This is a genomic window from Streptomyces sp. NPDC091281 (assembly GCF_044757425.1).
In the GTDB taxonomy this organism is placed as follows: domain Bacteria; phylum Actinomycetota; class Actinomycetes; order Streptomycetales; family Streptomycetaceae; genus Streptomyces.
Genome location: NZ_JBIVUY010000004.1, coordinates 98348 through 122722 on the forward strand (window position 1 = coordinate 98348; position 24375 = coordinate 122722).

Consider the following 24375-nt stretch of genomic DNA (forward strand, 5'->3'; position numbering starts at 1 on the left):
CGGTACTGCGGAGGGTGATCGCACGGTTACCTGTTCACCGAACCCCGAACGATCCCAGCCCGAAAGGGGGCCTGGTGACCGCCCCGTCCCCAGCACGCGGACGTCACGTCCCGCCGCCTCGCTCCGCCGTCGACTCCGCGCAGCCGTCCCTCCCGCGGTTCTCCGCCCCTTCGCAGGCGCTGCTGCTGGTGAGCGATCCGCAATCCGCCTCGGTCGCACGCGACTTCGTCCGCAGGTACGTCGGCCACCACCTGCCGGACGCGAGCACCGAACACCTCGACGCCTGCCTGCTGGTCACCTCCGAACTGGTGACCAACGCGATCCGCTACGGCACCGAGCCGGGCGACCGCCTACGCCTGGCCGTGGACGCCGACGACACCCGCACCCGCGTCGAGGTGCACGACCCCGTACGCCGCCAACCGCGCAGGCGGCCCGAGTCCGCGTGCCGCGCTCGCGGGCGCGGCCTGCTGATCCTGGACGCCCTGTGCCCCGGCCGGTGGGGAGTCAGTGACCGGCCGATGGGCAAAGCGGTGTGGGCGGAGGTGAAGGCGACATGACCGCCCCGCGGCGGACGCCCTCTGCCCGCCGCCTCACGCGGGATTACGCGATCGACCAGGCGATGCCGTCGAGGATGTCGTGCTCGCTGACGACGACCTCGGTGGCGCCGGTGCGTTCCATGATGGCGAGGAGGACCAGGGCGCCCGCGCCGATGACGTCGACGCGGCCCGGGTGCATGGACGGGATCGCGGCGCGTTCGGCGTGGGTGGAGGCGAGGAGGCGGGTGGTGATCTCGCGGACCCGGTCCAGGGGGACGCGGGAGTGGTGGATGGCCTCGGAGTCGTACTCCGGGAGGTCCTGGGCGATCGCGGAGACCGTGGTGACGGAGCCCGCCAGGCCCACCAGGGTGCGCGCCTCGCGCAGCGGGACGGTCTTCTCGGCGAGGTCGAGGGCGGCGTCGATGTCGGCCCGCATGGCCGCGATCTGCGCCTCGGTGGGCGGGTCGGTGACCGCGCCGTCGCGCACGAGGTGCCGTTCCGTCATCCGGACGCAGCCGATGTCGACGGAGCGGGCCGCGGAGACGCCCTCGGCGCCCACCACGAACTCCGTGGAGCCGCCGCCGATGTCCACCACCAGGTAGGGCCGGGCGAGGTCGTCACGGCCCGTCAGTTCCTTCGTGGCGCCCGTGAAGGAGAACGCGGCCTCCTGGTCGCCGGAGATCACCTCGGGCTCGACACCGAGGATGTCGAGCACGCCCCGCACGAACTCGTCGCGGTTCTCGGCGTCGCGGGAGGCGGAGGTGGCGACGAAGCGCACGTGCTCCGCGCCGTGCTCCTCGATCGCGGCCGCGTACTCCCGGCACGCGGCGAAGGTCCGCTCCAGGGCGTCGGGGGCGAGCCGCCCGGTGCGGTCCACCCCCTGGCCGAGGCGCACGATCGTCATCCGGCGGTCCAGCTGGACCAGTTCACCGGTCTCCGGGTGCGCGTCGGCGATCAGGAGACGGATGGAGTTCGTACCGCAGTCGACGGCGGCGACGCGGGTCATGGCGGTTCCTAGAGGGAGAAGGAGTACGGGGTCACGGGGAAGCAGGGGTCGGGGTCGGCAGCCCGTCCGGCGTCTGAGGACGAGGCCGTCCAGGCCGAAGCGGGGGGCCGGGGGCGGCAGCCCCCGGACAGCGCCCGGACCGGGGGTCAGGCGTCAGCGGCCGGGGAAGACGACACGCACCCCTCAGCCGTCGGCGAGACACACGCGCCCTTGCGCCACCACTCCGGCAGCATCGCGAGCGCCTCGTCGCCGAGGGGGTTCACGCCGGGGCCCGCGGCCAGGGAGTGGGCGACGAGGACGTGCAGGCACTTCACCCGGTCCGGCATGCCGCCCGCGGTGGGGAACCCCTTCAGCTCCTCGATGGCGTCCCGGCGGCCGAGGTAGTCCTCGTGGGCGGCCCGGTAGGCGGCGGCCAGTTCGGGGTCACGGCCCAGGCGCTCGGTCATCTCCTTCATGACGCCGTCGGCCTCCAGCGTGCCGATGGCGGAGTTCGCCTTGGGGCACGTCAGGTAGTACAGCGTCGGGAAGGGCGTGCCGTCGGGGAGACGGGGGGCCGTCTCGACCACGTCCGGCTGCCCGCACGGGCAGCGGTGGGCGATGGCGCGCAGTCCGCGCGGCGGGCGGCCGAGCTGCTGCCGGAAGGCCTCGACGTCCGCGTCGGTGGGCTCGGTGCGGGGGGTTGTGGGCGGGGGCGTTTCCATGCCGGTACGAGAGTCTCTCTGTTCAGTTCTGTTCGTCTTGGGGGGCCGCGGCGTCGGACTTGTCGACGCCGTCCCACACGTTGGAGTACCAGGGGCGGTCGGCGCTGCCCTGATCGGCGCGGGCCTGCCGCGCGGCGTCCGGGTCGACGACGACGTAGCCCGTCTCGCCCGGCATCACGTAGTGCAGCCGCAGCCGGATCTGCTGTTCGGCGTACGCGTCGTCCTGCCAGCGGGCCTTGAGGTCGCGGAGTTCCTCCACCCGCTCGCGGGCCTGCTCCTTCTCGCGCTGGAGCCCGGCGATCTCGGCGCGCTGCGAGACGTACTGGCGCATCGGGTAGGCCAGCGCCACGATCAGCGAGCACAGGACGAGCGCGAGGAGGGCCGCACGGCCGGTGAGGCGGGAGCGGCGGGCCTGGCGTCTGGTCTGCGACCGGTAGACCCGCGCGGCGGTCTGCTCGCCCAGCAGTCTGATCCTGGTCGAGGTGGAGAAACGGTCCCGGTCCTTCACGGCCACTGTCCCGCTCCCGTCTCCCACGTGCGTACGTCCCCGCACACGGTACGGGACCGGTACGGGGACGTACGTACGACGGGGCTAGGTCGGCCCGGTGCGTGACCCCGGAAGGGTCAGCGGGTCCGCCTCCCCCGGCCGGGTGCTCAGCCCTTGAAGCGGGGGAACGCGGAGCGGCCGGCGTAGACCGCGGCGTCGTCGAGGATCTCCTCGATGCGCAGCAGCTGGTTGTACTTGGCGACGCGCTCGGAGCGGGCCGGGGCGCCGGTCTTGATCTGGCCGCAGTTGGTGGCGACGGCCAGGTCGGCGATGGTGACGTCCTCGGTCTCGCCGGAGCGGTGGGACATCATGCACTTGAAGCCGTTGCGCTGGGCCAGCTCGACGGCGTCCAGGGTCTCGGTGAGCGAGCCGATCTGGTTGACCTTGACGAGGAGCGCGTTGGCGGCGCCGTCCTCGATGCCGCGGGCGAGGCGCTCGGGGTTGGTGACGAAGAGGTCGTCGCCGACGATCTGCACCTTGTCGCCGAGGCGGTCGGTGAGGACCTTCCAGCCCGCCCAGTCGTCCTCGAACAGCGGGTCCTCGATGGAGACCAGCGGGTAGGCCGCGACCAGCTCCTCGTAGTACTCCGTCATCTCGGCGGCGGAGCGCTCCTTGCCCTCGAAGACGTACGAGCCGTCCTTGTAGAACTCGGAGGCGGCGACGTCGAGGGCGAGGGCGATCTGCTCGCCGGGCGCGTAACCGGCTTCCTTGATCGCTTCGAGGATGAGGTCGAGGGCCTCGCGGTTGGAGCCGAGGTTCGGGGCGAAGCCGCCCTCGTCGCCGAGGCCGGTGGCCAGGCCCTTGGACTTCAGCACCTTCTTGAGGGTGTGGTAGACCTCGGTGCCCCAGCGCAGGGCCTCGGAGAAGGACTCCGCGCCGATGGGGGCGATCATGAACTCCTGGATGTCCACGTTGGAGTCGGCGTGCGAGCCGCCGTTCAGGATGTTCATCATCGGGACGGGCAGCAGGTGCGCGTTCGGACCGCCGAGGTAGCGGAAGAGCGGCAGGTCGCTGGCCTCGGAGGCGGCGTGCGCGACGGCGAGGGAGACGCCGAGGATGGCGTTGGCGCCGAGCGAGCCCTTGTTGTCCGTGGCGTCCAGGTCGAACATCGCCTGGTCGATCAGGCGCTGCTCGGTGGCGTCGTAGCCGACCAGCTCGGGGCCGATCTGCTCGATGACGGCGAGGACGGCCTTCTCGACACCCTTGCCCTGGTAGCGGTTGGGGTCACCGTCACGCAGTTCGATGGCCTCGAAGGCACCGGTGGAGGCGCCGGACGGAACGGCGGCACGACCCGTGCTGCCGTCGTCGAGGCCGACCTCGACCTCGACCGTGGGGTTGCCTCGGGAGTCCAGGATTTCCCGGGCTACGACGACGTCGATGGACGGCACGAGCATCTCCTTCTTGGGATGTGACGCTGTTGTGGTGCGCCTAGAGCCTAACCGCCCGGGGGGCGTCGCCACCCGACCGACCGTCCCGTGGACAGGGGGCCGCGGGGGCACGCTGCGGGCGCGCAAGGGACTGTACCCATTGTTTCAGAGCGGAACAAAGGGGAGGGCCAACTCCGGATGACCGGGAGGCGACGAATGCGGGGCGCCGGAGGCGCGGGGGTGACGGGGGTGACGGGGGGTCGTGGCGGCCGGGGGGCGGGGCGGGAGCCGCGTGGCGGCCGGGGGGTGACGACATGACCCCGCCCCGACGCGTACGGGGGAACACGCGCCGGGGCGGGGGGGCCCGTGGGGGACGGGCTCGCAAGGGGGGCCGGTGGGGGCCGGCCGCGCCCGTGCGAGGGGTGAGCGGCCTGTCGGGTCGTGACCCGGTGCGGGACGGGACGCCCGCGGGGTCACGCCGGGATCACTTCAGGTGCAGCTGCTGACCGGGGTAGATCAGGTCGGCGTCCTGGACGATGTCCTTGTTCAGCTCGAAGAGCTTGGCCCAGCCGCCCTTGACGTCGTGCGCGGCGGCGATGGAGCTGAGGGTGTCGCCCTTGACGACCTTGTACTCGCCGTCGCCCTTCTTGACCTTCTTGCCGGTCGGGGTGGTGACGGTCTTCTGCTGCTTCTTGGCGGCCGGGCGCTCGGCGGAGCGGGAGGCGCTCTGCTGCTCGGTGGCGCGGCTCTCGGTCTTGGCGGAGCCGGAGCTGCTGGAACCGGAGCCGCTGGAGGAGGAGCCGCTGGAGGAGGAGCCGCTGGACGAGGACTCCGAGGAGGAGCCGCCGCCGTACGCGGCGGAGGACAGGCCCACGCCGCAGACCGGCCAGGCGCCCTTGCCCTGGCCCGCGAGGACCTTCTCGGCGATCTCGATCTGCTGCGCCTTCGAGGCCTGGTTGGCCTGCGCGGCGTACTGCGTGCCGCCGTACGCGGCCCAGGTGGAGGCGGAGAACTGGAGGCCGCCGTAGTAGCCGTTGCCGGTGTTGATGGACCAGTTGCCGCCGGACTCGCACTGGGCGACGGCGTCCCACTCGGAGGCGGTGGCGGCGGAGGCGTTGCCGGCCGCCATCAGCGGGGCGGCGATGGCGACGCCGGTGACACCGGCGAGCGCGGCGACGCGGGTGGCCTTGGACGGACGGCGGTGCTTGCCCTTGCCGGAAAACAGCATGGAGGATCCCCTCACCGACGCCTGCGAGGTGAGCTGTCGGGTTCGGGCCGGTTGAGTTGCCCGGCCACTCCGGCGCGGGAGGCGTGCTCCCGGCGGTGTGGCTTCACCCCCAGCCGCTCCGGTCGACTCCCGGAGACGGCACTTACCTGGGTCCCCCGCTCCTGCCTGCGGCGCGTGACGCGACGACTGTTCCCGGACTGCCACTGGCAGGATTCGGCGTTGTGACGGCCGGGGCTCGGGTTGCCGAGCGGTGATGACCGTAGACACGCGCTCGGCGGAATTTCAAAGACGATCAGGGCTTCTGAGACTCATCCCACACTTTCACCAAACCGGACATTCAGCATGAAGTGTGACGAGTGCTCAGGTCACTTCGTCCCGTTTCCGGCTTCTGTCCCGACCGGGGTGGTCAGCGTCTGACCGGCGCTGATGTTGTCCGGGTCGGCGCCGATGGCGCCCCGGTTGGCGGCGTACAGCGCGCGCCATCCGCCGTCGAAGTCAAGGGAGTCGGCGATGGACTCCAGGGAGTCGCCGACGCGGACCGTGTACGTGCCGGACGGGGCCCCGGTGGCGTTCGCGGCGTGACGGCCGCTGGAGGCGGGCTCCGTGGCGTCGGGGACGGCCTTCTCCTCGGCGGTGGCGCCGCGGTGGCGACCGGTGCCGGAATCGGTGTCCGCGTCCGCGTCGGCCGAGCCCGTGTCGAGGATGCCGCCGTCCAGGGGGGGGCGCGCTGCCGAGGGAGCCGGTGTCGACGAGGCTCCAGGAACCGACGTCCTGGACGAACTCGCCGGAACGGTCCGGGGTGTCCGTGTCGTCCGAGGGGGTGCCGGAGGCCGTGGGGTCGTCCGCGTCGGCCGATCCGGACGGGGCGGGCTTGGCGGACGAAGAGGAGGAAGGGGACGAAGAGGGCGAAGTCTTCTCGTCCGCCGACGGGTTCGCGGACGGGTCGCCGGACTCGGCCGACGGATCGGCGGACTTGCCGGAGCCCGAGGAACCGGAGGAGCCCGCGGAACCGGTGCCGCCCTTGGAGAGGTCGGACAGGCCGGGCACGAGGGAAGCGTCCTCGGACGTACCGGACGAACCGCTTTCGCCGGAGTCGTCCACCACGCCGGTGTCCAGGGCGCCCGTGCCGTTGGCCAGGGTGAGACCGGCCTCCGGGGCGCAGCTGCCCCAGGCGCCGACACCCTGGTCGGCGAGGAGCTTCTGGGCGATGGAGATCTGCTGGTTGCGGCTGGCCAGGTCGGCCCGCTCCGCGTAGTCGAGACCGCCGTACGCCACCCAGTCGTCCTGGCTCAGCGCCAGGCCGCCGTACTCGCCGCCGCCCTCGTCGGCGCTCCAGGAGCCACCGGTCTCGCACTCCGCGACCTTGTCCCAGACCGAGCCGTCGGCGGCGCTCGCGCCGGAGGCGCCGAGCAGCGGGATCGCGATGGCGGAGCCGGTCACGCCTGCCGCGACGAGCAGGGCCGGGGCCTGACGGGGTCGACGGTGACGACCGTTCCCGGAGAGCATGCGGGGGCCTTTCCCTAGACAGCGGTGCCCACACGGCGACGCGATCGGACGCGAACGGACGCGAACGGACGGACGCGGTCGTCGTGTTGACAGGTGAAGGTATAGGCAGACGATCACTTGTCACAAGTTCATGCCGCGCAGATCACGTGAAGATCACATTGTTGAAGAACGGTCATCTTTTCGGTGGGGAGGATGAGAAGGCGACCGGCAGCGTACGCAGCCCCCGCATGATGAGCCCGCCGCGCCATCTCAACTCCGCCGGGTCGGCGGCGAGTCGGAGGTCGGGCAGCCGGGTGAGCAGGGTGGCGAGCGCGGTCTGGCCCTCCAGGCGGGCCAGCGGGGCGCCCAGGCAGTAGTGGATGCCGTGGCCGTAGCCGAGGTGCTGGTTGTCACGTCGGGAGAGGTCGAGGACGTCGGGGTCGGTGAAGCGGGCCGGGTCGCGGTCGGCGGCGGCCAGCACGACGAGGACGGGATCGCCGGGGGCGATGTCCTGCCCGCCGACGGTGAGCGGCTCGGTGGCGAACCGCCAGGTGGCCAGTTCCACGGGGCCGTCGTAGCGCAGGAGTTCCTCGACGCCCGTCTCCAGCAGGGTGCGGTCGCCCGCCGCCAGCGCGGACTGGAGGCGGTGGCGCTGCTCGGGGTGGGTGAGGAGGGCGTAGGTGCCGTTGCCGATGAGGTTGACGGTCGTCTCGAACCCGGCGAACAGGAGGATGAAGGCCATCGCGGCGGCCTCGTTCTCGGTGAGGTGCTCGCCGTGGTCGGAGGCGCGGATGAGGCCCGAGAGAAGGTCCTCGCCGGGCGCCGCCTCGGCGGTCAGGGCCTCGCGCTTGCGGTGGATGAGGTCGGCGAGGTAGCCGCGCATCTTCTTCACCGAGCGGGCGACACCGCCGCGCGGGCCGCCGCCGTGGCGGATCATCATGCCCGCCCAGTCGCGGAAGTCGTCCTGGTCCTCGCGGGGGACGCCGAGCAGGTCGCAGATGGCGTAGATGGGGAGCGGGAACGCGAAGTCGTGGATGAGGTCGGCCTCGCCGTCCGCCGCGAACCGGTCGATCAGACCGTCGGTCAGCTCCTGCACGCGGGGCGTGAACTCGGCCACCCGGCGCGGGGTGAACGCCTTGCTGACGAGACGGCGCAGCCGGGTGTGGTCCGGCGGGTCGATGTTCAGCAGATGCGTCATCAGCTCGGCCTTGCGCTCCCCCGGGATGCCGGTACGGCCCCGGGCGTGCGCGGGCCCGTCGTGGTGCGCCGGGTTCTTGCTGAGGCGCGGCTCGGCGAGGGCCTGCTTGGCGTCGGCGTACCGGGTGACCAGCCAGGCCTCCACCCCGCTGGGCAGCCGCGTACGGTGCACCGGCGCGTGCTCCCGCAGCCAGGCGTACGCCGGGTAGGGATCGGTGGCGAACTCCCACGTGAAGAGGGCGGGGGCGGGGGGAGCGCCGGGGGCGGGGTCCTCGGTGCTCTCGGGGGGCCGGGGGGTGGGGGTGGGGGTGGGCTGGTCGGTCACTCCCTGACCGTATCCGGGGCGGGGGTGGGGGGTGGGGTGGCGGGGGGAGCTGCGGCTGCGGCTGTACCCGGGTAGCCGCCCGCGGCGGCTTTGCGGGACCACTCGGCGGCTTCCTCGGTGCGGCCCTGCCGGTGCAGGAGGCGGGCGAGGCGGTGGGCGGCGTAGGGGTCGCCCTGGGCGTAGCCCAGCTCGTAGGCGAAGCGGGCGTCTTCGAGACGGCCCTGCTTCTCTCGGAGATGGCCGAGGTGGGTGTGGTCCCAGGGGTAGATGCTCTCCATCATCGTGTCCTCCAGGGAGGTCTCCAGCTCCCTCGGACCGCGCGCGTCTTCGCTGCGCAGGTTCTTCCGCAGCGTCGCCGCGATCGGGTCGCCCGCGTCGGCGGCGCGCGCCAGGTACATCTCGGCCTCGGCCGGTTCCCCCCACAGCAGGAGGTGCATGCCCCGGCCGCGCGCGGCGGGCGGGTACCCGTGGCTCTCGGCCGTCGAGTAGCTGTTCCCGGCCGCCCTCAGTTCCCCGCGCCCCAGCAGCAGATCCCCCAGGTGCTGGGCCGCCTCCGCGTCGTCGCCCTGTTCGCCCCGGCGCAGCCAGGTCTCCGCCAGGGCGAGGTGGGCCCGGCCGAGGAGGCGGGCGGTGGCGGGGGCGGCGTCGGGCTGTTCGGCGGCGGTGCGCAGGTACGGCAGCGCCTCCTCCGGCTTCCCGTCGGCCAGGAGGAGTTCGCCGACCCGGGCCGCCAGCTCGGTGATGCCCGCGTCGGCGGCCCGCCGGTACCAGGACAGTTGCTCGGCCGGGTGCTCCGCGAGCAGCGCCATCAGCCGTAGGGCCTCCGGGTCGCCCGCCTCGGCCGACGCCTCGAAAGCGGCCCGGCCGGTGGCACGGACGGCTTCATGGACGTCGGCGCTGTCCTTGGTGCCGTCCAGCGCGGCCCGCCAGATCTCGCGGTCGATGCGGGTGAGCGGGCCGTGCCGCTCGGCGTCCGCGACGAGGGAGCCGTACGGTCGCCAGACGGTGTGGTCCGGCCGGGACGAGGCCACCAGCAGGCCGGTGAGGCCGTGGCGGAGTTCGGTGGCCCAGGCGATCGCGCTCTCGAAGGACTCGCGATGACTGGCGGCCCGGCCCGCCGGATAGCACCGGGCCGCCTGCTCCAGCAGGGAACGGTGCAGGCCGCCTGTGACGCCGCACATCGTCAGCTCGACGGCAGCCCGGACCAGCAGACGACCGTAGGGATGACGGCTGGTGGAGAGGCGGGCGCGAAGCAGCAGCTCCGCGAGTTCGGTGCCCAGCGCGAGGTACTGGGTGACGCCGGTGGTACCGCGCCGGGCGAGCGCCTCGTCCAGCAGGGGGCTCCCGGCGGCGGCGAACCGGTCCAACTCGGCCGCGCTCCAACGGGAGCTGACGGCCTCGGTACGGGCCCGGCTCAGGAGACGGGGGGCCGCCCCGCTGCCGAAACGGTGCTCGTCGTAGACGTCGTCGGTCATCGTGGCCACCACCGGCACGTCCAGCGCGGTGAGTTCGGCCAGCAGACCCGCCGTCAGGCCGTGGTCGCCGAGATAGCCCTCCAACTCGTCGAGCCACAGCGCGTAGTGGCCCGGACGACCCCGGAGGAGGGAGGGCAGGGGGCGCAGGTCGGTGCCGGGGGCGGGGGCGTACACGCGGGTTCCCGGCGGTGTGTCGCGCAGCAGGGCGGCCCACGCGGTGCGGGACTTGCCGGTGAGCGGGCCTCCGGTGATCACCAGCAGGCCGTGCCGCTCCCGCCAGCCGGACAGCATGGCGTCGAGGTCACGCCGTACGTACGGGGGCAGCGGGTCGTGCACGCCCGGCCGCCGCACGGGACGCACCCCGAACGCCACCGGGTCCGCCTCCGCGGCGACCGGTCGGCTCGCGGGATCGGCCAGCCCGAACCCGCCGTCCGCCGAGGTGTAGGTGGTGTGGTGCTGCACCCCGACGACCGGCCCGTGGAACGTCCCGTCACGGAAGTCGACGTGGTCGGCGGTGGGAGGTGGGGAAGAGGTGGTCGGCAGCGGAGCGTACGGTTCCGGAGCCACCGGTTCCGGAGCCACCGGTTCCGGAGCCACCGGTTCCGGAGCCACCGGTTCCGGAGCATACGGCCTTGGAACCGGTGGTGAAGCCGCCCCGGGCCACCGCAGGAACGGTGCCGGGGGAAGGGCCTTCTCGGCCTCGGGCGGACCCGACGACCCCGGCGGCTCTGAGACGGGCAACGGCCCGGCGAACGCCTTGGAGGGGGCCCCCGGTGGAACTCCCCACGGAGCGGCGGGGGAAGCCGACGCTTCGGGTCGGCCCGAGGCGGGTGCCGCTGGAGGGGGCGCCACTCTCTCTCCGGGGGACGGCGGGGCCGCGGGGCTCACCCCCGGAGGCGGAGGAAAGGAGTACTCCTCGCCTGAGGGGAGCCGGACCAGGCCGCCGTCGTCGGCGTCACCCCCGGCGGGCGGGGAGTCGGCCGCGCTGTCCGGTCCGGAGGGGGACGACTGCGTTCGGCCCTCCGCGTACCAGCCCGGAGGCTGGATGAACTGGATGAACCCGAGGTCCTTCCCCGCGTCCTCCTCGGCGGGGGCCTCCGGTCCGGGCGGGTCGGTCGCGATCGGCAGCCGGCGGGTCGCGGGCAGCGGGACACCGACGCCGCACACCGGGCACTCGCTCCCCGCCAGACCGATGCTGCCGCACTGCTCGCAGCGTGCCGACGGATACGCCGTCACCGCGTCCCCTCGCACCAGGTCGTCCCCGGCAGCACGCCGAGTGCCGCCCGATCCGTCCGTCGTCGGGATGCCCCCGCGCCCGGTGCCCACGACTCGTGTTCCATGACCGCCCCCGTACACCACGTCGGCTCAGGAACCCACCGTACTAACCGTCCACCCCCTCGGCCGACACAATCGCGTCGCGGTAGACGCGGGCCGCGGCGCGCAGGGCGGCCTCCGGGTCGACGCCCTCCGCCTCCGCGCGGGCGGCCAGGGCGAGGAGTTCGTAGCCGATGCCGTCGGCGGCCGGGAGGGGGACCGTCAGGCCGTCGGTGACGCGGACTCTGGACGCCAGTTTGGCGGCGAGGGCGAGGGCGGGCTGCTGGAGGGGGACGCCCTCGGTCACCGAGGCGCGGTGCTTCTCCTCCGCCTTGGTGCGCCGCCAGTGCTCCTTGACCTCCTCCGGGGTGGTCGCCGTGGCGTCGCCGAAGACATGGGGGTGACGGTGGACCAGCTTGGCGACGATCGTGCCCGCCACGTCGTCGACGGAGAACGGCTCCTCGGGGTCCTCCTCGGCGATCCGGGCGTGGAAGACGACCTGGAGCAGCACGTCGCCCAGCTCCTCCCGGAGCGCCTGGCGGTCGCCGTCCTCGATGGCCTCGACGAGTTCGTACATCTCCTCCACGCCGTACTTCGCGAGGCCCTGGTGGGTCTGGATCGAGGACCAGGGGCAGGCGGCGCGGATACGGTCCATGACCTGGACGAGGTCGAGGAGGCGGGCGCCCGGCAGGTCGTAGGAGGCGGGGAGCAGTTCGAGCGCGGGCAGGGCGAGCGGTCCGGAACCGGCGAGGCGGGCCAGGCCGTCGGTGAGGGCCGGTTCGCCCTCGCCGGTGGCCACGACGACCACGCTGCGCCCCCCGGCCGCCGCCGCGACGAGGTCCTCCGCGGTGGGCGCGGACTCCTCCACCCGTATGCCCGCCTCGCGGAGGTAGGGCAGCTGGGGGTGGGCGCCGTCCGCGCACAGGACCAGGTCGGCGGAGCGCAGCGCCTGCCAGGCGGGCCAGGAGAGCAGGCCGGGGGCGACGCGGTGGCTGGTGGTGAGGAGGACGACGCGGCCGGGACCGGCGGCGGGGGTGGGGACGGCTTCGGGACTCGTTGCGTTCACCCCCCGAACGTAACCCACCCCGCCGACCCCGCCCCGAGTTGTCCACAGGCCCCGGAGCGCGGTCGTACCGGAGCGGGTCGGGGCCGGGTGCGGGCGGGTTTTCCACAGGCTCGGCGGGGTGGCCCGGAAGCGTGCAGACTTTCTCGTGTCCGGCCGTCGGGTGCCGGGCGGACCCGGCGCGTCGGGCCCGCCCGGGACCGGACGGGGCCGACCGGACAGGACCGACCGGACGGACCGGACCGGGTCGGGTCGGGTCGGGGTCGGACGGACCGCGGAAAGGGCCGGGCGTGGCCGTCGCGTCCGTCAGGCCGGTTGCGGCGTCTCCGCGGGCTTGGTCACGTCCCGGACCCACGGCGTCTTCGCGTCGACCCGGCTCACCTTCCGCGCGTCCCAGTCCCCGTAGCGCGGGTTGACGTCGACGTCGAGGGCGCGGGACGCCTTGGAGAGGGTGTCCCAGAAGGCGGGCTGGCTGGTGTCCATGCCGAGGCGGGCGGCGAGCTTCTGCGCCTCGACCTGGACGCGCAGGTTCTCGTCGAGGCGCTGCGGCGGCACGCCGTACTGCTGAAGCCAGGTCGTCTCCAGGGCCTTCGCGCCGCCCGCCTGCCGCTCCAGGTCGGTGCGCAGGGCCTGGACCTCCTTGCGGCTGACGGTGACGCCCTCGTCCTCGGCGGCCCGGTGCAGGACCCGGTCGAGGACCATGCCGTGCAGGGTGTCGCGGGTGAGGCCGCCGGTCTGGGTGAGGGCCTGGGCGTACTGGGTGTCGTCGGAGACGGCGGCGCGCTGGGCGGAGCGGACCTCGTCCACCCGGTTCTCCAGCTGCGCGACGGTGATCCGCTGGCCGCCGACGACGGCCGCCGCTCCGGGGTGCGCCTCGTTCCCGCAGGCGGAGAGGAGCGGGGCCGCCGCGGTGAGCGCGGCGGAGAGCAGGAGCGCGGTGCGACGGCGGCGGTGCAAGGGAACCTCCCGAGGAGATTGTGCGACGGTGCACAAAGTCTTGCGGTGATCGATGGTAGGCAGTGGGACGGCTGTGGCCAACCCATTCGACCAACGATTCACCGGGACTTCGGGCACCGCCGCGCCCGCCGCGTCCGCCGCGCCCACCGGGGCGGGGCGGGGCGCCGGTCAGCCGACGAGGGCGACCGGCGCGTCCCAGGCGTTGCGGTCCACGGTGATCGTGAAGCCGCCGCGGGTCTCCTTGCTGTTGGCCATGTACTGGTGGGCCCGGCTGTGCGGGGTGTAGAGCTTCGGGTCCCAGGGCCAGTCGGCGGTGGTGGTGTTCTTCTTGTCCCAGAGCGCGTACCAGAGGTTGCCCGGCAGGTCGGTGCGGTCCTTGGCGGTGGCGACGGCCTTGGCGCTGGAGCTGCTGAAGCCGTAGTAGCCCGCCCGGTAGGTCTTGGCGCGCAGGGTCTTGGTGAAGGAGCGGACGTAGGCCAGGACGGCGTCGTTGCACGCCGTGTTCGCGACGTCGTACGGCTCCATGTCGAGGTAGATCGGGCTGCCGGTCCTCATGCCGAGTCCGGCGGCCTTGGCGACGGCGTCGGCGGCATCCTTGGCGCCGAGGGAGACGGCGGTGGCGGCGGTCAGCTTCTCGGGGCTGGAGCCGGTCTGGCAGGGCGGCTGGGCGCCGACGTAGAGCGGGATCAGCTTCCAGCCGGCGGAGTTGACGGACTTCACCCAGGACGCGGTCAGGTTGGGCTGGGCGCAGCCGCGGTTCTTGCCACCGATGTAGACGGCGGCGCCGCCGTAGAAGCCGTCCGTCTTCCACGCCTTCATCGCGGCGAGGGAGGGGGCGGTGCAGGCGTCGAAGGCGCGGCCGGTGTACGTCTTCTGCGCGGGCCAGGCGGCCGGGGCGGCCATGGAGGTCTGGGCGGCGATGCCGGCGCCCGCGACCACGGCGGCGCCCGCGACCGCCCAGGTGACGTATCTGCGTTTCCTCGACTGCCGGTGCTCGGCCATGGCGTTCCCCACCCCTGTCGTCCGCGGCGCGCGTCGTCCGCGGCGCCGGTCCCTGTGCCGCCGGTCCCCCTGAACCGGCATCGCACGGTACCCCGTGACCGTCCGTGGCCTACTCTTGCCCCCTGGCCACTCGGGGGGACGGGGATCGGGGATGACGACAGTGACAGCGGTACCGGAGAAGCGGCTGGAGGCGGGCTGGGGCGAGCGCGTGGGCTGGACGGTCCTCGCGTGGTTCTCGTTCGGGCTCCTGGTGTGGGTGCCGTTCCTCTACATCGCGATCCGGCGGGGGCGCGCCTCCGACTGGACGGCGCTCGGCGCGTTCGGTCTGTACGAGGCCGTGACCATCCCGTGGATGGCGACGGACGACAGCCCCGACGGCGACGAGTTCATGGGGCTCGCGATCCTGGTCGCACTGATCACGGCGGCGCTGATGCTGCTGTTCGCGATGTTCGAGAAGCGGACCCGGCCGGTGGCGTACAGCGCCGCGCAGCACCAGGGGCACCCGTACCAGCAGCAGGGCTACCCGTACGGCCGCTGACAGCGACGCCGGCGGGAACGCCGGTCGCGGCTCAGTCGGCGCGGAAGCGGCCGGGGGCCTTCGTCGGGGTGCCGCCCGTGGGGAGCTTCTGGTCGGGGCAGGCGGTGAGGACCTTCGTCATCGCCGCCTTCTCGGCGTCCGTGACCCACAGCTCGTACTTCTTCTTCACCGCGACCTGCGCCGCCACGTACGCGCAGCGGTAGCCCTTGTTCGGCGGGAGCCAGGTCGCGGTGTCGCCGTCGCCCTTGGAGCGGTTGGTGCTCGCGTCGACGGCGATCAGGTTCAGCGGGTCGTTGGCGAGGGCGATGCGTTTGCCCGCGTCCCAGTACTTCGCGCCCTTCTGCCAGGCGTCGGAGAGGGCGACGACGTGGTCGATGTCGACCTGGCTGCGTCCGCGCCGGTAGGTGATGTCCTTGCCGGAGTAGGGATCGGACTCCAGGACGCCGTACGTCACCTTGCAGGTGCCGCCGGTGGACCGGACGTCCTCCAGGTCGCGGCGGAGGATGTCGTCGCGGGTGTCGCAGTCGTTGGAGTCGGTGTCCGCCCAGGGGGTGCCGAAGCGGTCCCGGTCGTAACCGGTGCGCGGCGCGCGGCCCTTGACGGGCAGCGACCGGGCCGCGCTCAGGGCCGGACCCCCCTTGCCCCCGGTGCCGCCGGTGTCCCCGGTGGACTGCGCCGGTCCGGCCGAGCCGGGTCCGGCCAGGTCCTCCTCGCAGCCCGCGGCGGCGGCGCATGTCAGCAGTACGACGGCGGCCGCGGCCGCCCCACCCCTCAGACGCCTCACGCGCCCCTCCCCTGTCACGTCCCTGTCATGCCGTGCTCCCGGCGGCCCTCGCCCGGTATCAGGCGGCTTCCCCCGCCCGGCTCCGGTACACCGTAGTCCCGGCCCGGCCCGCTCAAGTGGCAAATCACCCCGAGCCGGGCATATCGTCGGTAGGGAGTCGTCACCGGAAGGACTTCCGCATGGGCATCTTCGACAGGTTCAAGAACCAGGGCCGGGACAAGGCCAGGGACATGTCCGACACCGCCGAGCAGAAGATCAACGAGAAGACCGGCAACAAGTACGAATCGCAGGTCGACTCCGCGCAGCAGCAGGCGCACCGGCGGATGGGCATGGACGAGGAACGGCCGCCCGAGCAGCAGCAGTAGGCGAGGGCGGACCGGGCCACCGCGAGCCCGCACGGAATCCGCGAAGGGGGCGGCGGCCACCGGACATCTCCGGTCGGCCACCGCCCCCTTCGCCGTGCATGCACCCGGCTCGCCGCGCAGGCACTCGACTCGCCGCGCACGCACCGGCTCACCGCGCACGCACGGGCTCACCGTTCACGGCACCGGCTCACCGTGCACGCACCCGGCCAGGGTTACGCCCCCGGCACCGAGGTCAGGAACTCGCCCACCCAGCCGAGCAGTTCGCGGCCGACCAGCGGCTTGCCGCCGACCTTCGCGGTCTTCGGGCGCGGCACCAGGATCTGGTGCGAGGTCGGCTTGATGACCGAGCCGGGATACAGCCGCTTGAGGCGCAGCTCCTGCGACTCGCGCAACTCCACCGGCGCGAAACGGACGTTGGCGCCCTGGAGGACGATCTCCCCCACCTCGCAGGCCCGCGCCAGCATCCGCAGCGCGGCCACCAGCAGCAGGTTCTCCACCGGCTCGGGCAACTTGCCGTAGCGGTCGGTGAGTTCCTCGCGGACGGCCTTGATGTCCTCCTCCGAGTTCGCGGAGGCGATCGCCCGGTACGCCTGGAGGCGCAGCCGCTCGCCGGGCGCGTAGTCGTGCGGGACGTGCGCGTCGACGGGCAGCTCGATCTTGACCTCCAGCGGCGGCTCCTCCTCGACGCCGCCGCTCTCCAGCTGGCGCCGGTAGTCCGCGACGGCCTCGCCGACCATCCGGACGTACAGGTCGAAGCCGACGCCCGCGATGTGGCCGGACTGCTCGCCGCCGAGGAGGTTGCCCGCGCCGCGGATCTCCAGGTCCTTCATCGCGACGTACATGCCCGCGCCCATCTCGGTGTGCTGGGCGATGGTGGCGAGCCGCTCGTGCGCGGTCTCCGTGAGCGGCTTCTCCGGCGGGTAGAGGAAGTAGGCATAGCCGCGCTCGCGGCCCCGGCCGACGCGGCCGCGCAGCTGGTGGAGCTGGGAGAGGCCGAAGTTGTCGCCGCGCTCGACGATCAGGGTGTTGGCGTTGGAGATGTCGATGCCGGACTCCACGATCGTGGTGGAGACGAGGACGTCGAACCGCTTCTCCCAGAAGTCGACCACGACCTGCTCCAGGGCCGACTCGGACATCTGGCCGTGCGCGGTCGCGATGCGCGCCTCGGGCACGATCTCCCGCAGCCGGGCGGCGGCCCGGTCGATGGACTCGACCCGGTTGTGGATGTAGAACACCTGGCCCTCACGCAGGAGTTCACGCCGGATCGCGGCGCCGATCTGCTTCTGCTCGTAGGGGCCGACGAAGGTCAGCACCGGGTGGCGCTCCTCCGGCGGGGTGGTGATCGTGGACATCTCGCGGATGCCGGTGACCGCCATCTCCAGGGTGCGCGGGATGGGCGTGGCGGACATGGTGAGGACGTCGACGTTGGCGCGGAGCTTCTTCAGCTGCTCCTTGTGCTCGACGCCGAACCGCTGCTCCTCGTCGACGATGACGAGGCCGAGGTCCTTGAACTTCGTCTCGGAGGCGAACAGGCGGTGGGTGCCGATGACGACGTCCACGGAGCCCTCGCGAAGGCCCTCCAGGACGGCCTTCGCCTCGGTGTCGGACTGGAACCGCGACAGGGCCCGCACCTTCACCGGGAACTGCGCGTACCGCTCGCTGAACGTGCCGAAGTGCTGCTGCACGAGCAGCGTCGTCGGCACCAGGACGGCGACCTGCTTGCCGTCCTGGACGGCCTTGAAGGCGGCGCGGACGGCGATCTCCGTCTTGCCGTAGCCGACGTCCCCGCAGATCAGGCGGTCCATCGGGACCGACTTCTCCATGTCCTCCTTGACCTCGGCGATCGTGGTGAGCTGGTCGGGGGTCTCCGCGTACGGGAAGGCGTCCTCCAGCTCGCGCTGCCACGGCGTGTCACCGCCGAAGGCGTGTCCGGGGGCCGCCATGCGGGCGCTGTACAGCTTGATCAGGTCGGCGGCGATCTCCTTGACGGCCTTCTTGGCGCGGGCCTTGGTCTTCGTCCAGTCGGCGCCGCCGAGCCGGTGCAGCGTGGGGGCCTCCCCGCCGACGTACTTGGTGATCTGCTCCAGCTGGTCGGTGGGGATGTAGAGGCGGTCGCCGGGCTGGCCGCGCTTGGCGGGCGCGTACTCGACGACGAGGTACTCGCGGGTGGCGCCCTGCACGGTGCGCTGGACCATCTCGATGTAGCGGCCCACGCCGTGCTGCTCGTGCACGATGTAGTCGCCCGCCTCCAGGGTGAGCGGGTCGATGGTCTTGCGGCGGCGGGCCGGCATCCGGGCGCCGTCCTTGCCCGCGGCCTTCTGCCCGGACAGGTCGGTCTCCGTGAGGACGGCCAGGCGCAGCCCCTGGTCGACGAAGCCGTGGTCGATGGAGCCGCACGACACGTGCACCAGGGACGGCGAGAGCGCGCCGAGGTCGGTGTCCAGGCGGGCCGGGACGCCCTCGCCGCCGAGGACCTCGACGGTGCGGGCGGCCGGGCCGTGCCCCTCGGTGACGAACACGACGCGCCAGCCGTCGGCGAGCCAGCCCTTGGTGTCGGCGAGGGCCTTCGCGGTGTCGCCGCGGTAGGTGTCGGGGGCGTGCATGCCGAACTGGACGGTGTCCGCCTCCAGTTCGAGGTCGGCGGCGAACGGCGACACCGACCACCACATCATGTCCAGCTCGCGCGCCCGGTCACGGACGTCGGCGAGGGACCACAGGGAGGCCGCGCCGACGTCGATGGGCGCCTCGCCGCCGCCCGCGGTCGCCGCCCACGACGCCTGGAGGAACTCCTGCGAGGTGGCGACCAGGTCGGTGGCGCGGGTCCGCACCCGCTCCGGGTCGCAGACGACCGTCATCGCGCCCTTCGGCAGCACGTCGAGGAGCAGCTCCATGTCGTCCACCAGGACCGGCGCCAGGGACTCCATGCCCTCCACGGCGATGCCCTCGGCGATCTTCCCCAGCAACTCGCCCAGTTCCGGATGCTGTTCGGCGAGGACGCGGGCGCGTTCCCGTACGTCGTCGGTGAGGAGCAGCTCGCGGCAGGGCGGCGCCCACAGGCCGTGCTCGGCGACCTCCAGGGAGCGCTGGTCGGCGACCTTGAAGTAGCGGATCTCCTCGACGTCGTCGCCCCAGAACTCCACCCGCAGGGGGTGCTCCTCGGTGGGCGGGAAGACGTCGAGGATGCCGCCGCGTACGGCGAACTCGCCGCGCTTCTCCACCAGTTCGACCCGGGCGTACGCGGCGGCGGCCAGCGCCTCGACGATCGCGCCGAGGTCGGCGTCCTGGCCGCTCCTCAACGCCACCGGCTCCAGGTCGCCGAGCCCCTTGACCTGCGGCTGGAGCACCGAGCGGACGGGGGCGACGACGACCGAGACCGGGCCCGTCTCCGGGTCGTCCGGGCGGGGGTGGGTCAGGCGGCGCAGGACCGCGAGACGGCGCCCGACGGTGTCGCTGCGCGGGCTGAGGCGCTCGTGCGGCAGCGTCTCCCAGGACGGGTAGTCCACGACGCCGTCCGGCGGCAGCAGGGTGCGCAGCGCGGCGGCCAGGTCCTCGGCCTCCCGCCCCGTCGCGGTGACCGCGAGCACCGTACGGCCGGTCTCCCGCGCGAGGGCGGCGATCGCGAAGGGGCGGGCCGCGGGGGGACCGACCAGGTCGAGGTGCCGGCGGTGGCCGTCGGCGGCCGCGGGGATCGCTTCCGTCAGGGCGGGGTCCTTGAGTACGGCGTCGAGCAGACCGTGGAGGGTCATGGAGGGGGTGTCTTCCGTCCGGGGCGGGGTGGATTACGTGGGTGGACAACGCGAACGGCCCGACGCGTGTCACGGGCCGGGGGTGTCCAGGGTACGACCTGGCGTCCCGGGGCGCCGGGTCGTACCCCGGGTGGCCCCGGCCCGGGGGCTGCCGCCCGTGCCCCCGCTGGGCCCCGCTTCTGGGGGCTGGCGCCCGGCCCTGGCTCGGGCTGCCGCCCCGTCCCGCCACTTGGGGTCCCGCTTCTGGGGGCCGCCCCCAGACCCCCGCAGTCGGCCCTGAACGGGCCTCGTCCTCAAACGCCGGTCCGGATACTCCAGACATACCACTCTGGAGTGATCACAGGTGAGCACCCTTGCCGCCCCGCTCGTCCGCCCTCACGGGAATGTCTTGGTCCCCACACGGACATGACGACTACACCCCGGAACTTTCTCGCGGGCACGGTCCACACCGAGACCCTGCGGGGTGTGCGGTGTGTCCGGCTGTCCGTGATGACGGACGAGACGACCAGCCCCGAGAGGCAGCGCGAAGCCGACGACATTGCGGCGGCAGCCCTCGGAATCAGCTTCGGCGAGGGTGACGCGCTCCGCGAAGCCGTCGACCTGGACGCAGGGGCGTGAGGCAGAGCGCGGGGAGATCACACCGCCCATGAGTAACCGGCCCGTCCGCGGGTCGCCGAAGCGGGTTGTAAGCCCGTGTGATCTCCCCACCATGTCCGGACCGGCCGAGCCGGCGAGGACGACCAAGCCCACTGACCCAACGGTAGAGGTGCGCGGTACTGGCCCCGGATCGGGGATATCGGCCGCAGAGTTCTCCGGTTCAAGTCCGGGGGTGGGCACGCAACGACGAACACCAGGACGACGACCAGGGGGTGAGCATGCGGTGTGTTGACTGCACCGAGCCCGCTACTCACCGGGGCCGCTGCGAGGTTCACCACCAGGTCTACGAACGGCGTGCTTCGGTACGTGCTCGGCGGGTCCGCCGGGCGGTGCTGGTCCGGGTGTTCTCGGGGGCCGCTCGGTTCCGTGCTCTGGTCGGTGCCCGTGGTGGTGCCAGGTGTGCGCGGTGCGGGTCGCTCGTCCTCGCGGACGTGGTGGACGTGGACCATGTGCAGCCGCTCGCCCTCGGTGGCGAGGACACGGACCGGAACGTGCAGCCGCTGTGCCATGGCTGCCACAAACTCAAGACCCGTGACGAATTTGAGGCCCAGTCGCCCCCCTGCTGATATGCGCTCAACGGCTCGACCACCAAGCGGCGCCCGTTCCCGCGGCTGTAGTGACCAGCGCGACGAACCATGCAGGTACACGTTGAATGACCACATGTACGGGTCCACAGCGCATTTCGAACTGTGGCGGGTCATTGTCCTTCGGCATCACTGAGGCCTTTCTGTTTGCCTGAGAAAGGACGCTAAACCCGAGCGTTTCGAAGCAGACACCACGCGACCGGATGTGTCAGAAACTGTTCGCAGTTGGACTCCCGATGACGGGACACTCGGCCCGCCGCTACCACCTTGCTATGCAGACCGAAACCGATGCGACGATTTCACTGCACGCCACAGCGTGAGTGTGGTACCTGCTCGCGTCACATCGTTGGAGGCGGTTCCCGTACCGCGTAGGCGCGCCTTGCCTGCTCAGTCGCCGGCCGCTCTGCGGAACGTCACCGCGACGTGAACCAAGCCGCGAGCCCGCTTCCTGCGGCCGTGGTGAGCGGCTAGCCATCTGGGGAGGCGCTGAATCGTCACGTGCAGTCCACGGAAGCGGAGTTCGAGTTCGGGGCTTTGGTCGCTATCCGTCATTCGCTGCATGCCCCTCATTCAGCCGCACGTGTGGAGGTATTGCTACGCCAGACCGAGTCCCATTTAGGTCCCACTTTTAGGCAGGCATCAGCGTCCCCTGTGGGGTATCTGCAAATGTTGGGCAGCATGTCAACCCAAAATCAGTCCCATATCGGTCCCACATTGGCGGCCCGCCCTCGCTGGAGGTGACCCCCTGTGCCTCGTAAGCCCCGCCCCCTTGCTCGGTACCCGGTTGCCCGGAACTCACTACCGGCGGACGCTGCCCCCAGCGCGCCAAGGAAGCGGAGCAACAGCGCGGGACGACCACGGCCAAGGGATACGGGGTCAAGTGGGAGCGCATCCGCCGCCGCTACCTGTACGCGCATCCGTGGTGCGTGCTGTGTAGCAAGACAGCGACCGTCGCTGACCACTTTCCCGAGTCGCGCCGTGCTCTGGTCGCCAAGGGCGTCAACGATCCGGACGCGTTCTCTATGAACGGTGCACTTCGGGCCAAGATTGTCTCCGGGTTCCGTCGGCTCGGTGGCGGTGGACTCGACTCCTGGTCAATGAGATAGCCGGGAAGCGCGCCACCATGTGGAACCGGGTCCCGCTGCTGGACGCGGGGCAGCGGCTCGACGGCACGGACGTGCTGCCGCTCACGACGGAACCGAGCGGCAAGGCGACCGGTGACATCTACGCCGTGCGTTTCGGCTCCTCCGAGGCGGACGCCGGAGTGTCCGGGCTGACCAACGGCGGAGTTCAGGCAACCGACCTGGGCGAGCCACACGACAAGCCCGTCTACCGGACTCGCATCGACTTCTCCTGCGGTCTCGCGCTGTTCGGCGGGAAGGCCGCCGCACGCCTGACAGGCGTTGCGAACGGCTGACAGCGCTCACGGTTATGCCCCGTACTCACTTCCCCTTCCGGGAGGTTGAGTGCGGGGCCTTTCCAGTTCTGGTGGTGCTTCAGATGGCCTCTGGCGAGCTGGTCCGGGTTGACTGATCGGAGTTGCCCGGCTACGGCGGGGGCATACGCTTGACGTGAGGTGAGTGCCGATGTCCACAGGGTTGGCAGACAACGTCAAGAAGTTCCGCCGTACGGCCGGACTGAGCCAAGAGGGCTTGGCTGAAGCGGCGGATCTCTCGCTGAGCACCGTGCGCAAGGCCGAGCAGGGCGGGCACGTCAGCATGGACACGCTTGCTGCCCTGGCCCGCGCACTGGGGGTCTCGACGTCTGCCTTATTCACCACCGAGGCTCCGACGTCCGTACTGGGCACCGAGGATGAGGCGAACCGGCGGTACCTGGCGGAGCTGAGGCGGGCTCTCATGCCCCCGGTCGGGCTCTCGGTGCCGCTTGCTGAACCCGGTGAAGCAGGGGAAGTCTCCGCCATCCGGCAAGGCGTGCAGGACGGTCACGCGCTCTATCAGGCCGACCGGTACACGTCCGTCGCGCGGAAGTTGCCCGGTCTGCTGCGCTCCTCCGAAGCCGCCGTTGCCACCCTCGAAGGCGAGGAGCAGCAGCACGCCACGATTGCTCGGGCTCACGCGCTGCTGCTCACAGGCAAGTACCTGACGCAGGTCCGGCAGTACGACATGGCCTATTTCGCGCTCGCCGAGGCCATCCGCCTTGCCCGCGAGACCGGCCAGACTCAGTTGGCGGCAACGGGAGTCGTGGGGCTGTGCTGGCTCCTGCTGCGAGAGGACCGGTTCGACGAGTCCGAACAACTCGCAGCGCAGACGGCACAGGAGATCGAACCGCGCATGTCCGAAGCTACCCCCGCGAACCTCGCCGTGTGGGGTGAACTCTGGCTGAGGGTCGCGGCGGCATCAGTGCGCAACAACCGGCCGGACGTGGCGCAGGAAGCGCGCAGGATGGCACGGACCGCAGGGGGTGCGCTGGACGGTGAACACGTCGATTTCCCCGCGCACTGGAGTGCGTTCGGCCCCGTCACTGTTGAGGCGAAAGCTGTTGAGGACCTGTCTCTGATCGGCGATGCGCGGGGCGTGCTGCGCCGGGCCGACGACGGGCCGCTCAGTGGCAAAGCCGTGCGGAACTACGGGACGTTGAGCACTAACAACTGGGGACGGCACCGGCTGGACGTCGCCCGCGCTCACGTCGTGCTCGGGTCGCACCAGGACGCCATGGACGAGCTGACCCGTATCCGTCGTACAGCCAGTGAGTGGATGACCCATCAGCCCATGGCCCGGCGCGTGATGGAAGACATCCTCAAGACCCGCAAGCGGACACTGACGGAAGAAATGCGCAGCATGGCGGCTCATCTCCGGGTCGCCGGGTAGTTGCTGCGGAGCGTGGTACTTCGGCTGCTCAAGGCACTGAACTACTTCTGTGAGCAGGTGGATTGAGCTTCTGAGCGCCCGTAGGTTCCCTCTACCGAGGAGCCATCAGAGGGGGCCGAAGCAATGCGCAGAACGGACAGCGACCGGCAGCGACGGCAGGACCTTGCCGAGATCCCTCCAGGGCACCATGTGCGGTTGCTGCCCTGGACGACGGACGGCAAGCGGTGCCTGCTGAGCACGGACAACGCGGGCGGTTACCTGTCCCGGCTCGCCGACGAGATGGAGTCCATTCAGCTTGCGATGGGCTCGGAAGTGCTGGAGCACGCAGGCAAAGTGCTCGACGACCAGACGGCGTCGACTGGAGAGTTGAGGTACGCCGGGGTTCGTCTCGCCGAGTGCCTGCGGGACGCGCTGAGGGTGGCCGAGTCGCGCGGAATGCGCCTGCCCGTGCCGGAGGACGTCGAAGACGACGAGAACGACTCCGACAGCCCCGCTGAGGCAGTTGGGTGACTACCGCCCCGGAGCGGTCCCAGATCGCTGTCAGGGAGCCCCACCGGACGTGCGCCGAGAGCATCAGGAAGCATCCCCTCCCACTAAATTCACTCAGCTACTGCGGGCTTTGTATCGGGCACCGGTCCATCTGGTGTGACGGGTGCTGCGGATTCGGTGG

Annotated in this window: 21 protein-coding genes, 1 pseudogene and 1 riboswitch; of the genes and pseudogenes, 8 read left to right on the forward strand and 14 right to left on the reverse strand. The window is 71.8% G+C overall.

Going from position 1 to position 24375, the window contains the following annotated elements:
- The first annotated feature begins 182 nt into the window (after positions 1-182).
- Positions 183-557, forward strand: coding sequence for an ATP-binding protein (locus ACIQPQ_RS12005; RefSeq protein WP_401303556.1), 375 nt, complete (start codon positions 183-185; stop codon positions 555-557).
- 43 nt (positions 558-600) lie between these two features.
- Here the strand turns inward: ACIQPQ_RS12005 and ACIQPQ_RS12010 are convergent, their stop codons facing one another.
- From ACIQPQ_RS12010 to ACIQPQ_RS12065, 12 genes are all read right to left on the reverse strand, one after another.
- On the reverse strand, positions 601-1542 hold the full coding sequence (locus tag ACIQPQ_RS12010) for an exopolyphosphatase (RefSeq protein ID WP_401302818.1): 942 nt from the start codon (positions 1540-1542) through the stop codon (positions 601-603).
- 146 nt (positions 1543-1688) lie between these two features.
- Positions 1689-2243, reverse strand: coding sequence for a DUF501 domain-containing protein (locus tag ACIQPQ_RS12015; protein ID WP_401302819.1), 555 nt, complete (start codon positions 2241-2243; stop codon positions 1689-1691).
- 22 nt (positions 2244-2265) lie between these two features.
- Entirely contained in the window at positions 2266-2757 is a 492-nt protein-coding gene (locus ACIQPQ_RS12020) for a septum formation initiator family protein (protein WP_383774443.1), read from the reverse strand.
- Between the two features lie 140 nt (positions 2758-2897).
- Positions 2898-4184, reverse strand: coding sequence for a phosphopyruvate hydratase (gene eno / locus ACIQPQ_RS12025; RefSeq protein WP_383774445.1), 1287 nt, complete (start codon positions 4182-4184; stop codon positions 2898-2900).
- 457 nt (positions 4185-4641) lie between these two features.
- The gene (locus tag ACIQPQ_RS12030; protein ID WP_401302821.1) at positions 4642-5385 is read right to left on the reverse strand and encodes a transglycosylase family protein; all 744 of its coding nucleotides are present in this window, start codon (positions 5383-5385) and stop codon (positions 4642-4644) included.
- 3 nt (positions 5386-5388) lie between these two features.
- Positions 5389-5568: riboswitch (cyclic di-AMP (ydaO/yuaA leader) on the reverse strand.
- Between the two features lie 182 nt (positions 5569-5750).
- Complete coding sequence (locus ACIQPQ_RS12035; protein WP_401303558.1) at positions 5751-5906, reverse strand: hypothetical protein; 156 nt, start codon at positions 5904-5906, stop codon at positions 5751-5753.
- Positions 5881-6825: a transglycosylase family protein gene (locus ACIQPQ_RS12040; RefSeq protein ID WP_401302823.1), complete on the reverse strand. Its 945-nt coding sequence runs from the start codon at positions 6823-6825 to the stop codon at positions 5881-5883. Before ACIQPQ_RS12040 ends, ACIQPQ_RS12035 begins: the two co-directional genes overlap by 26 nt.
- Positions 6826-7063: 238 nt before the next feature.
- A complete protein-coding gene (locus tag ACIQPQ_RS12045) occupies positions 7064-8392 on the reverse strand; it encodes a cytochrome P450 (protein WP_401302825.1) in 1329 nt (442 codons plus the stop codon).
- Positions 8389-10434, reverse strand: coding sequence for a hypothetical protein (locus ACIQPQ_RS12050; RefSeq protein ID WP_401302827.1), 2046 nt, complete (start codon positions 10432-10434; stop codon positions 8389-8391). The genes ACIQPQ_RS12045 and ACIQPQ_RS12050 overlap by 4 nt, the downstream gene beginning before the upstream one ends.
- An 814-nt stretch (positions 10435-11248) precedes the next feature.
- Positions 11249-12247 (reverse strand): nucleoside triphosphate pyrophosphohydrolase, encoded by a 999-nt coding sequence (locus tag ACIQPQ_RS12055; RefSeq protein ID WP_401302829.1) that lies wholly within the window; start codon positions 12245-12247, stop codon positions 11249-11251.
- A gap of 303 nt (positions 12248-12550) precedes the next feature.
- A complete protein-coding gene (locus tag ACIQPQ_RS12060; RefSeq protein WP_401302831.1) occupies positions 12551-13201 on the reverse strand; it encodes a SurA N-terminal domain-containing protein in 651 nt (216 codons plus the stop codon).
- A 168-nt stretch (positions 13202-13369) separates the two neighbouring features.
- On the reverse strand, positions 13370-14203 hold the full coding sequence (locus ACIQPQ_RS12065) for a glycoside hydrolase domain-containing protein (protein ID WP_401302833.1): 834 nt from the start codon (positions 14201-14203) through the stop codon (positions 13370-13372).
- 151 nt (positions 14204-14354) lie between these two features.
- Here ACIQPQ_RS12065 and ACIQPQ_RS12070 point away from each other — a divergent pair, with 151 nt between their 5' ends.
- Positions 14355-14741, forward strand: coding sequence for a hypothetical protein (locus tag ACIQPQ_RS12070; RefSeq protein WP_401302835.1), 387 nt, complete (start codon positions 14355-14357; stop codon positions 14739-14741).
- A 31-nt stretch (positions 14742-14772) separates the two neighbouring features.
- Here ACIQPQ_RS12070 and ACIQPQ_RS12075 read toward each other — a convergent pair whose 3' ends face one another.
- A complete protein-coding gene (locus tag ACIQPQ_RS12075) occupies positions 14773-15525 on the reverse strand; it encodes an HNH endonuclease family protein (protein ID WP_401302837.1) in 753 nt (250 codons plus the stop codon).
- 179 nt (positions 15526-15704) lie between these two features.
- Here ACIQPQ_RS12075 and ACIQPQ_RS12080 point away from each other — a divergent pair, with 179 nt between their 5' ends.
- Positions 15705-15890, forward strand: a complete 186-nt coding sequence (locus tag ACIQPQ_RS12080) for an antitoxin (protein WP_401302839.1) — start codon at positions 15705-15707, stop codon at positions 15888-15890.
- A gap of 212 nt (positions 15891-16102) precedes the next feature.
- Here ACIQPQ_RS12080 and mfd read toward each other — a convergent pair whose 3' ends face one another.
- The gene (mfd, locus tag ACIQPQ_RS12085) at positions 16103-19636 is read right to left on the reverse strand and encodes a transcription-repair coupling factor (RefSeq protein ID WP_401302841.1); all 3534 of its coding nucleotides are present in this window, start codon (positions 19634-19636) and stop codon (positions 16103-16105) included.
- Between the two features lie 405 nt (positions 19637-20041).
- Between mfd and ACIQPQ_RS12090 the strand changes: the two are divergent.
- The 5 genes and pseudogenes from ACIQPQ_RS12090 to ACIQPQ_RS12110 all read left to right on the forward strand — a co-directional run.
- Positions 20042-20251, forward strand: a pseudogene (locus ACIQPQ_RS12090) (recombinase family protein); the annotation flags it as partial.
- Between the two features lie 260 nt (positions 20252-20511).
- The gene (locus ACIQPQ_RS12095) at positions 20512-20859 is read left to right on the forward strand and encodes an HNH endonuclease (RefSeq protein ID WP_401302842.1); all 348 of its coding nucleotides are present in this window, start codon (positions 20512-20514) and stop codon (positions 20857-20859) included.
- A gap of 1141 nt (positions 20860-22000) precedes the next feature.
- Positions 22001-22294: a hypothetical protein gene (locus ACIQPQ_RS12100; RefSeq protein WP_401302844.1), complete on the forward strand. Its 294-nt coding sequence runs from the start codon at positions 22001-22003 to the stop codon at positions 22292-22294.
- Between the two features lie 169 nt (positions 22295-22463).
- Positions 22464-23705 (forward strand): helix-turn-helix domain-containing protein, encoded by a 1242-nt coding sequence (locus ACIQPQ_RS12105; RefSeq protein WP_401302846.1) that lies wholly within the window; start codon positions 22464-22466, stop codon positions 23703-23705.
- 123 nt (positions 23706-23828) lie between these two features.
- Positions 23829-24215 (forward strand): hypothetical protein, encoded by a 387-nt coding sequence (locus ACIQPQ_RS12110; RefSeq protein WP_401302848.1) that lies wholly within the window; start codon positions 23829-23831, stop codon positions 24213-24215.
- Positions 24216-24375 lie beyond the last annotated feature (160 nt).

Bases quoted from the DNA above. Each gene is read 5' to 3' on its own strand.
- ACIQPQ_RS12010 (WP_401302818.1), bottom strand. From the start codon at position 1,542: ATGACCCGCGTCGCCGCCGTCGACTGCGGTACGAACTCCATCCGTCTC.
- ACIQPQ_RS12015 (WP_401302819.1), bottom strand. From the start codon at position 2,243: ATGGAAACGCCCCCGCCCACAACCCCCCGCACCGAGCCCACCGACGCG.
- eno (WP_383774445.1), bottom strand. From the start codon at position 4,184: ATGCTCGTGCCGTCCATCGACGTCGTCGTAGCCCGGGAAATCCTGGAC.
- ACIQPQ_RS12030 (WP_401302821.1), bottom strand. From the start codon at position 5,385: ATGCTGTTTTCCGGCAAGGGCAAGCACCGCCGTCCGTCCAAGGCCACC.
- ACIQPQ_RS12065 (WP_401302833.1), bottom strand. From the start codon at position 14,203: ATGGCCGAGCACCGGCAGTCGAGGAAACGCAGATACGTCACCTGGGCG.
- ACIQPQ_RS12070 (WP_401302835.1), top strand. From the start codon at position 14,355: ATGACGACAGTGACAGCGGTACCGGAGAAGCGGCTGGAGGCGGGCTGG.
- ACIQPQ_RS12080 (WP_401302839.1), top strand. From the start codon at position 15,705: ATGGGCATCTTCGACAGGTTCAAGAACCAGGGCCGGGACAAGGCCAGG.
- mfd (WP_401302841.1), bottom strand. From the start codon at position 19,636: ATGACCCTCCACGGTCTGCTCGACGCCGTACTCAAGGACCCCGCCCTG.
- ACIQPQ_RS12095 (WP_401302842.1), top strand. From the start codon at position 20,512: ATGCGGTGTGTTGACTGCACCGAGCCCGCTACTCACCGGGGCCGCTGC.
- ACIQPQ_RS12100 (WP_401302844.1), top strand. From the start codon at position 22,001: ATGTGGAACCGGGTCCCGCTGCTGGACGCGGGGCAGCGGCTCGACGGC.
- ACIQPQ_RS12105 (WP_401302846.1), top strand. From the start codon at position 22,464: ATGTCCACAGGGTTGGCAGACAACGTCAAGAAGTTCCGCCGTACGGCC.
- ACIQPQ_RS12110 (WP_401302848.1), top strand. From the start codon at position 23,829: ATGCGCAGAACGGACAGCGACCGGCAGCGACGGCAGGACCTTGCCGAG.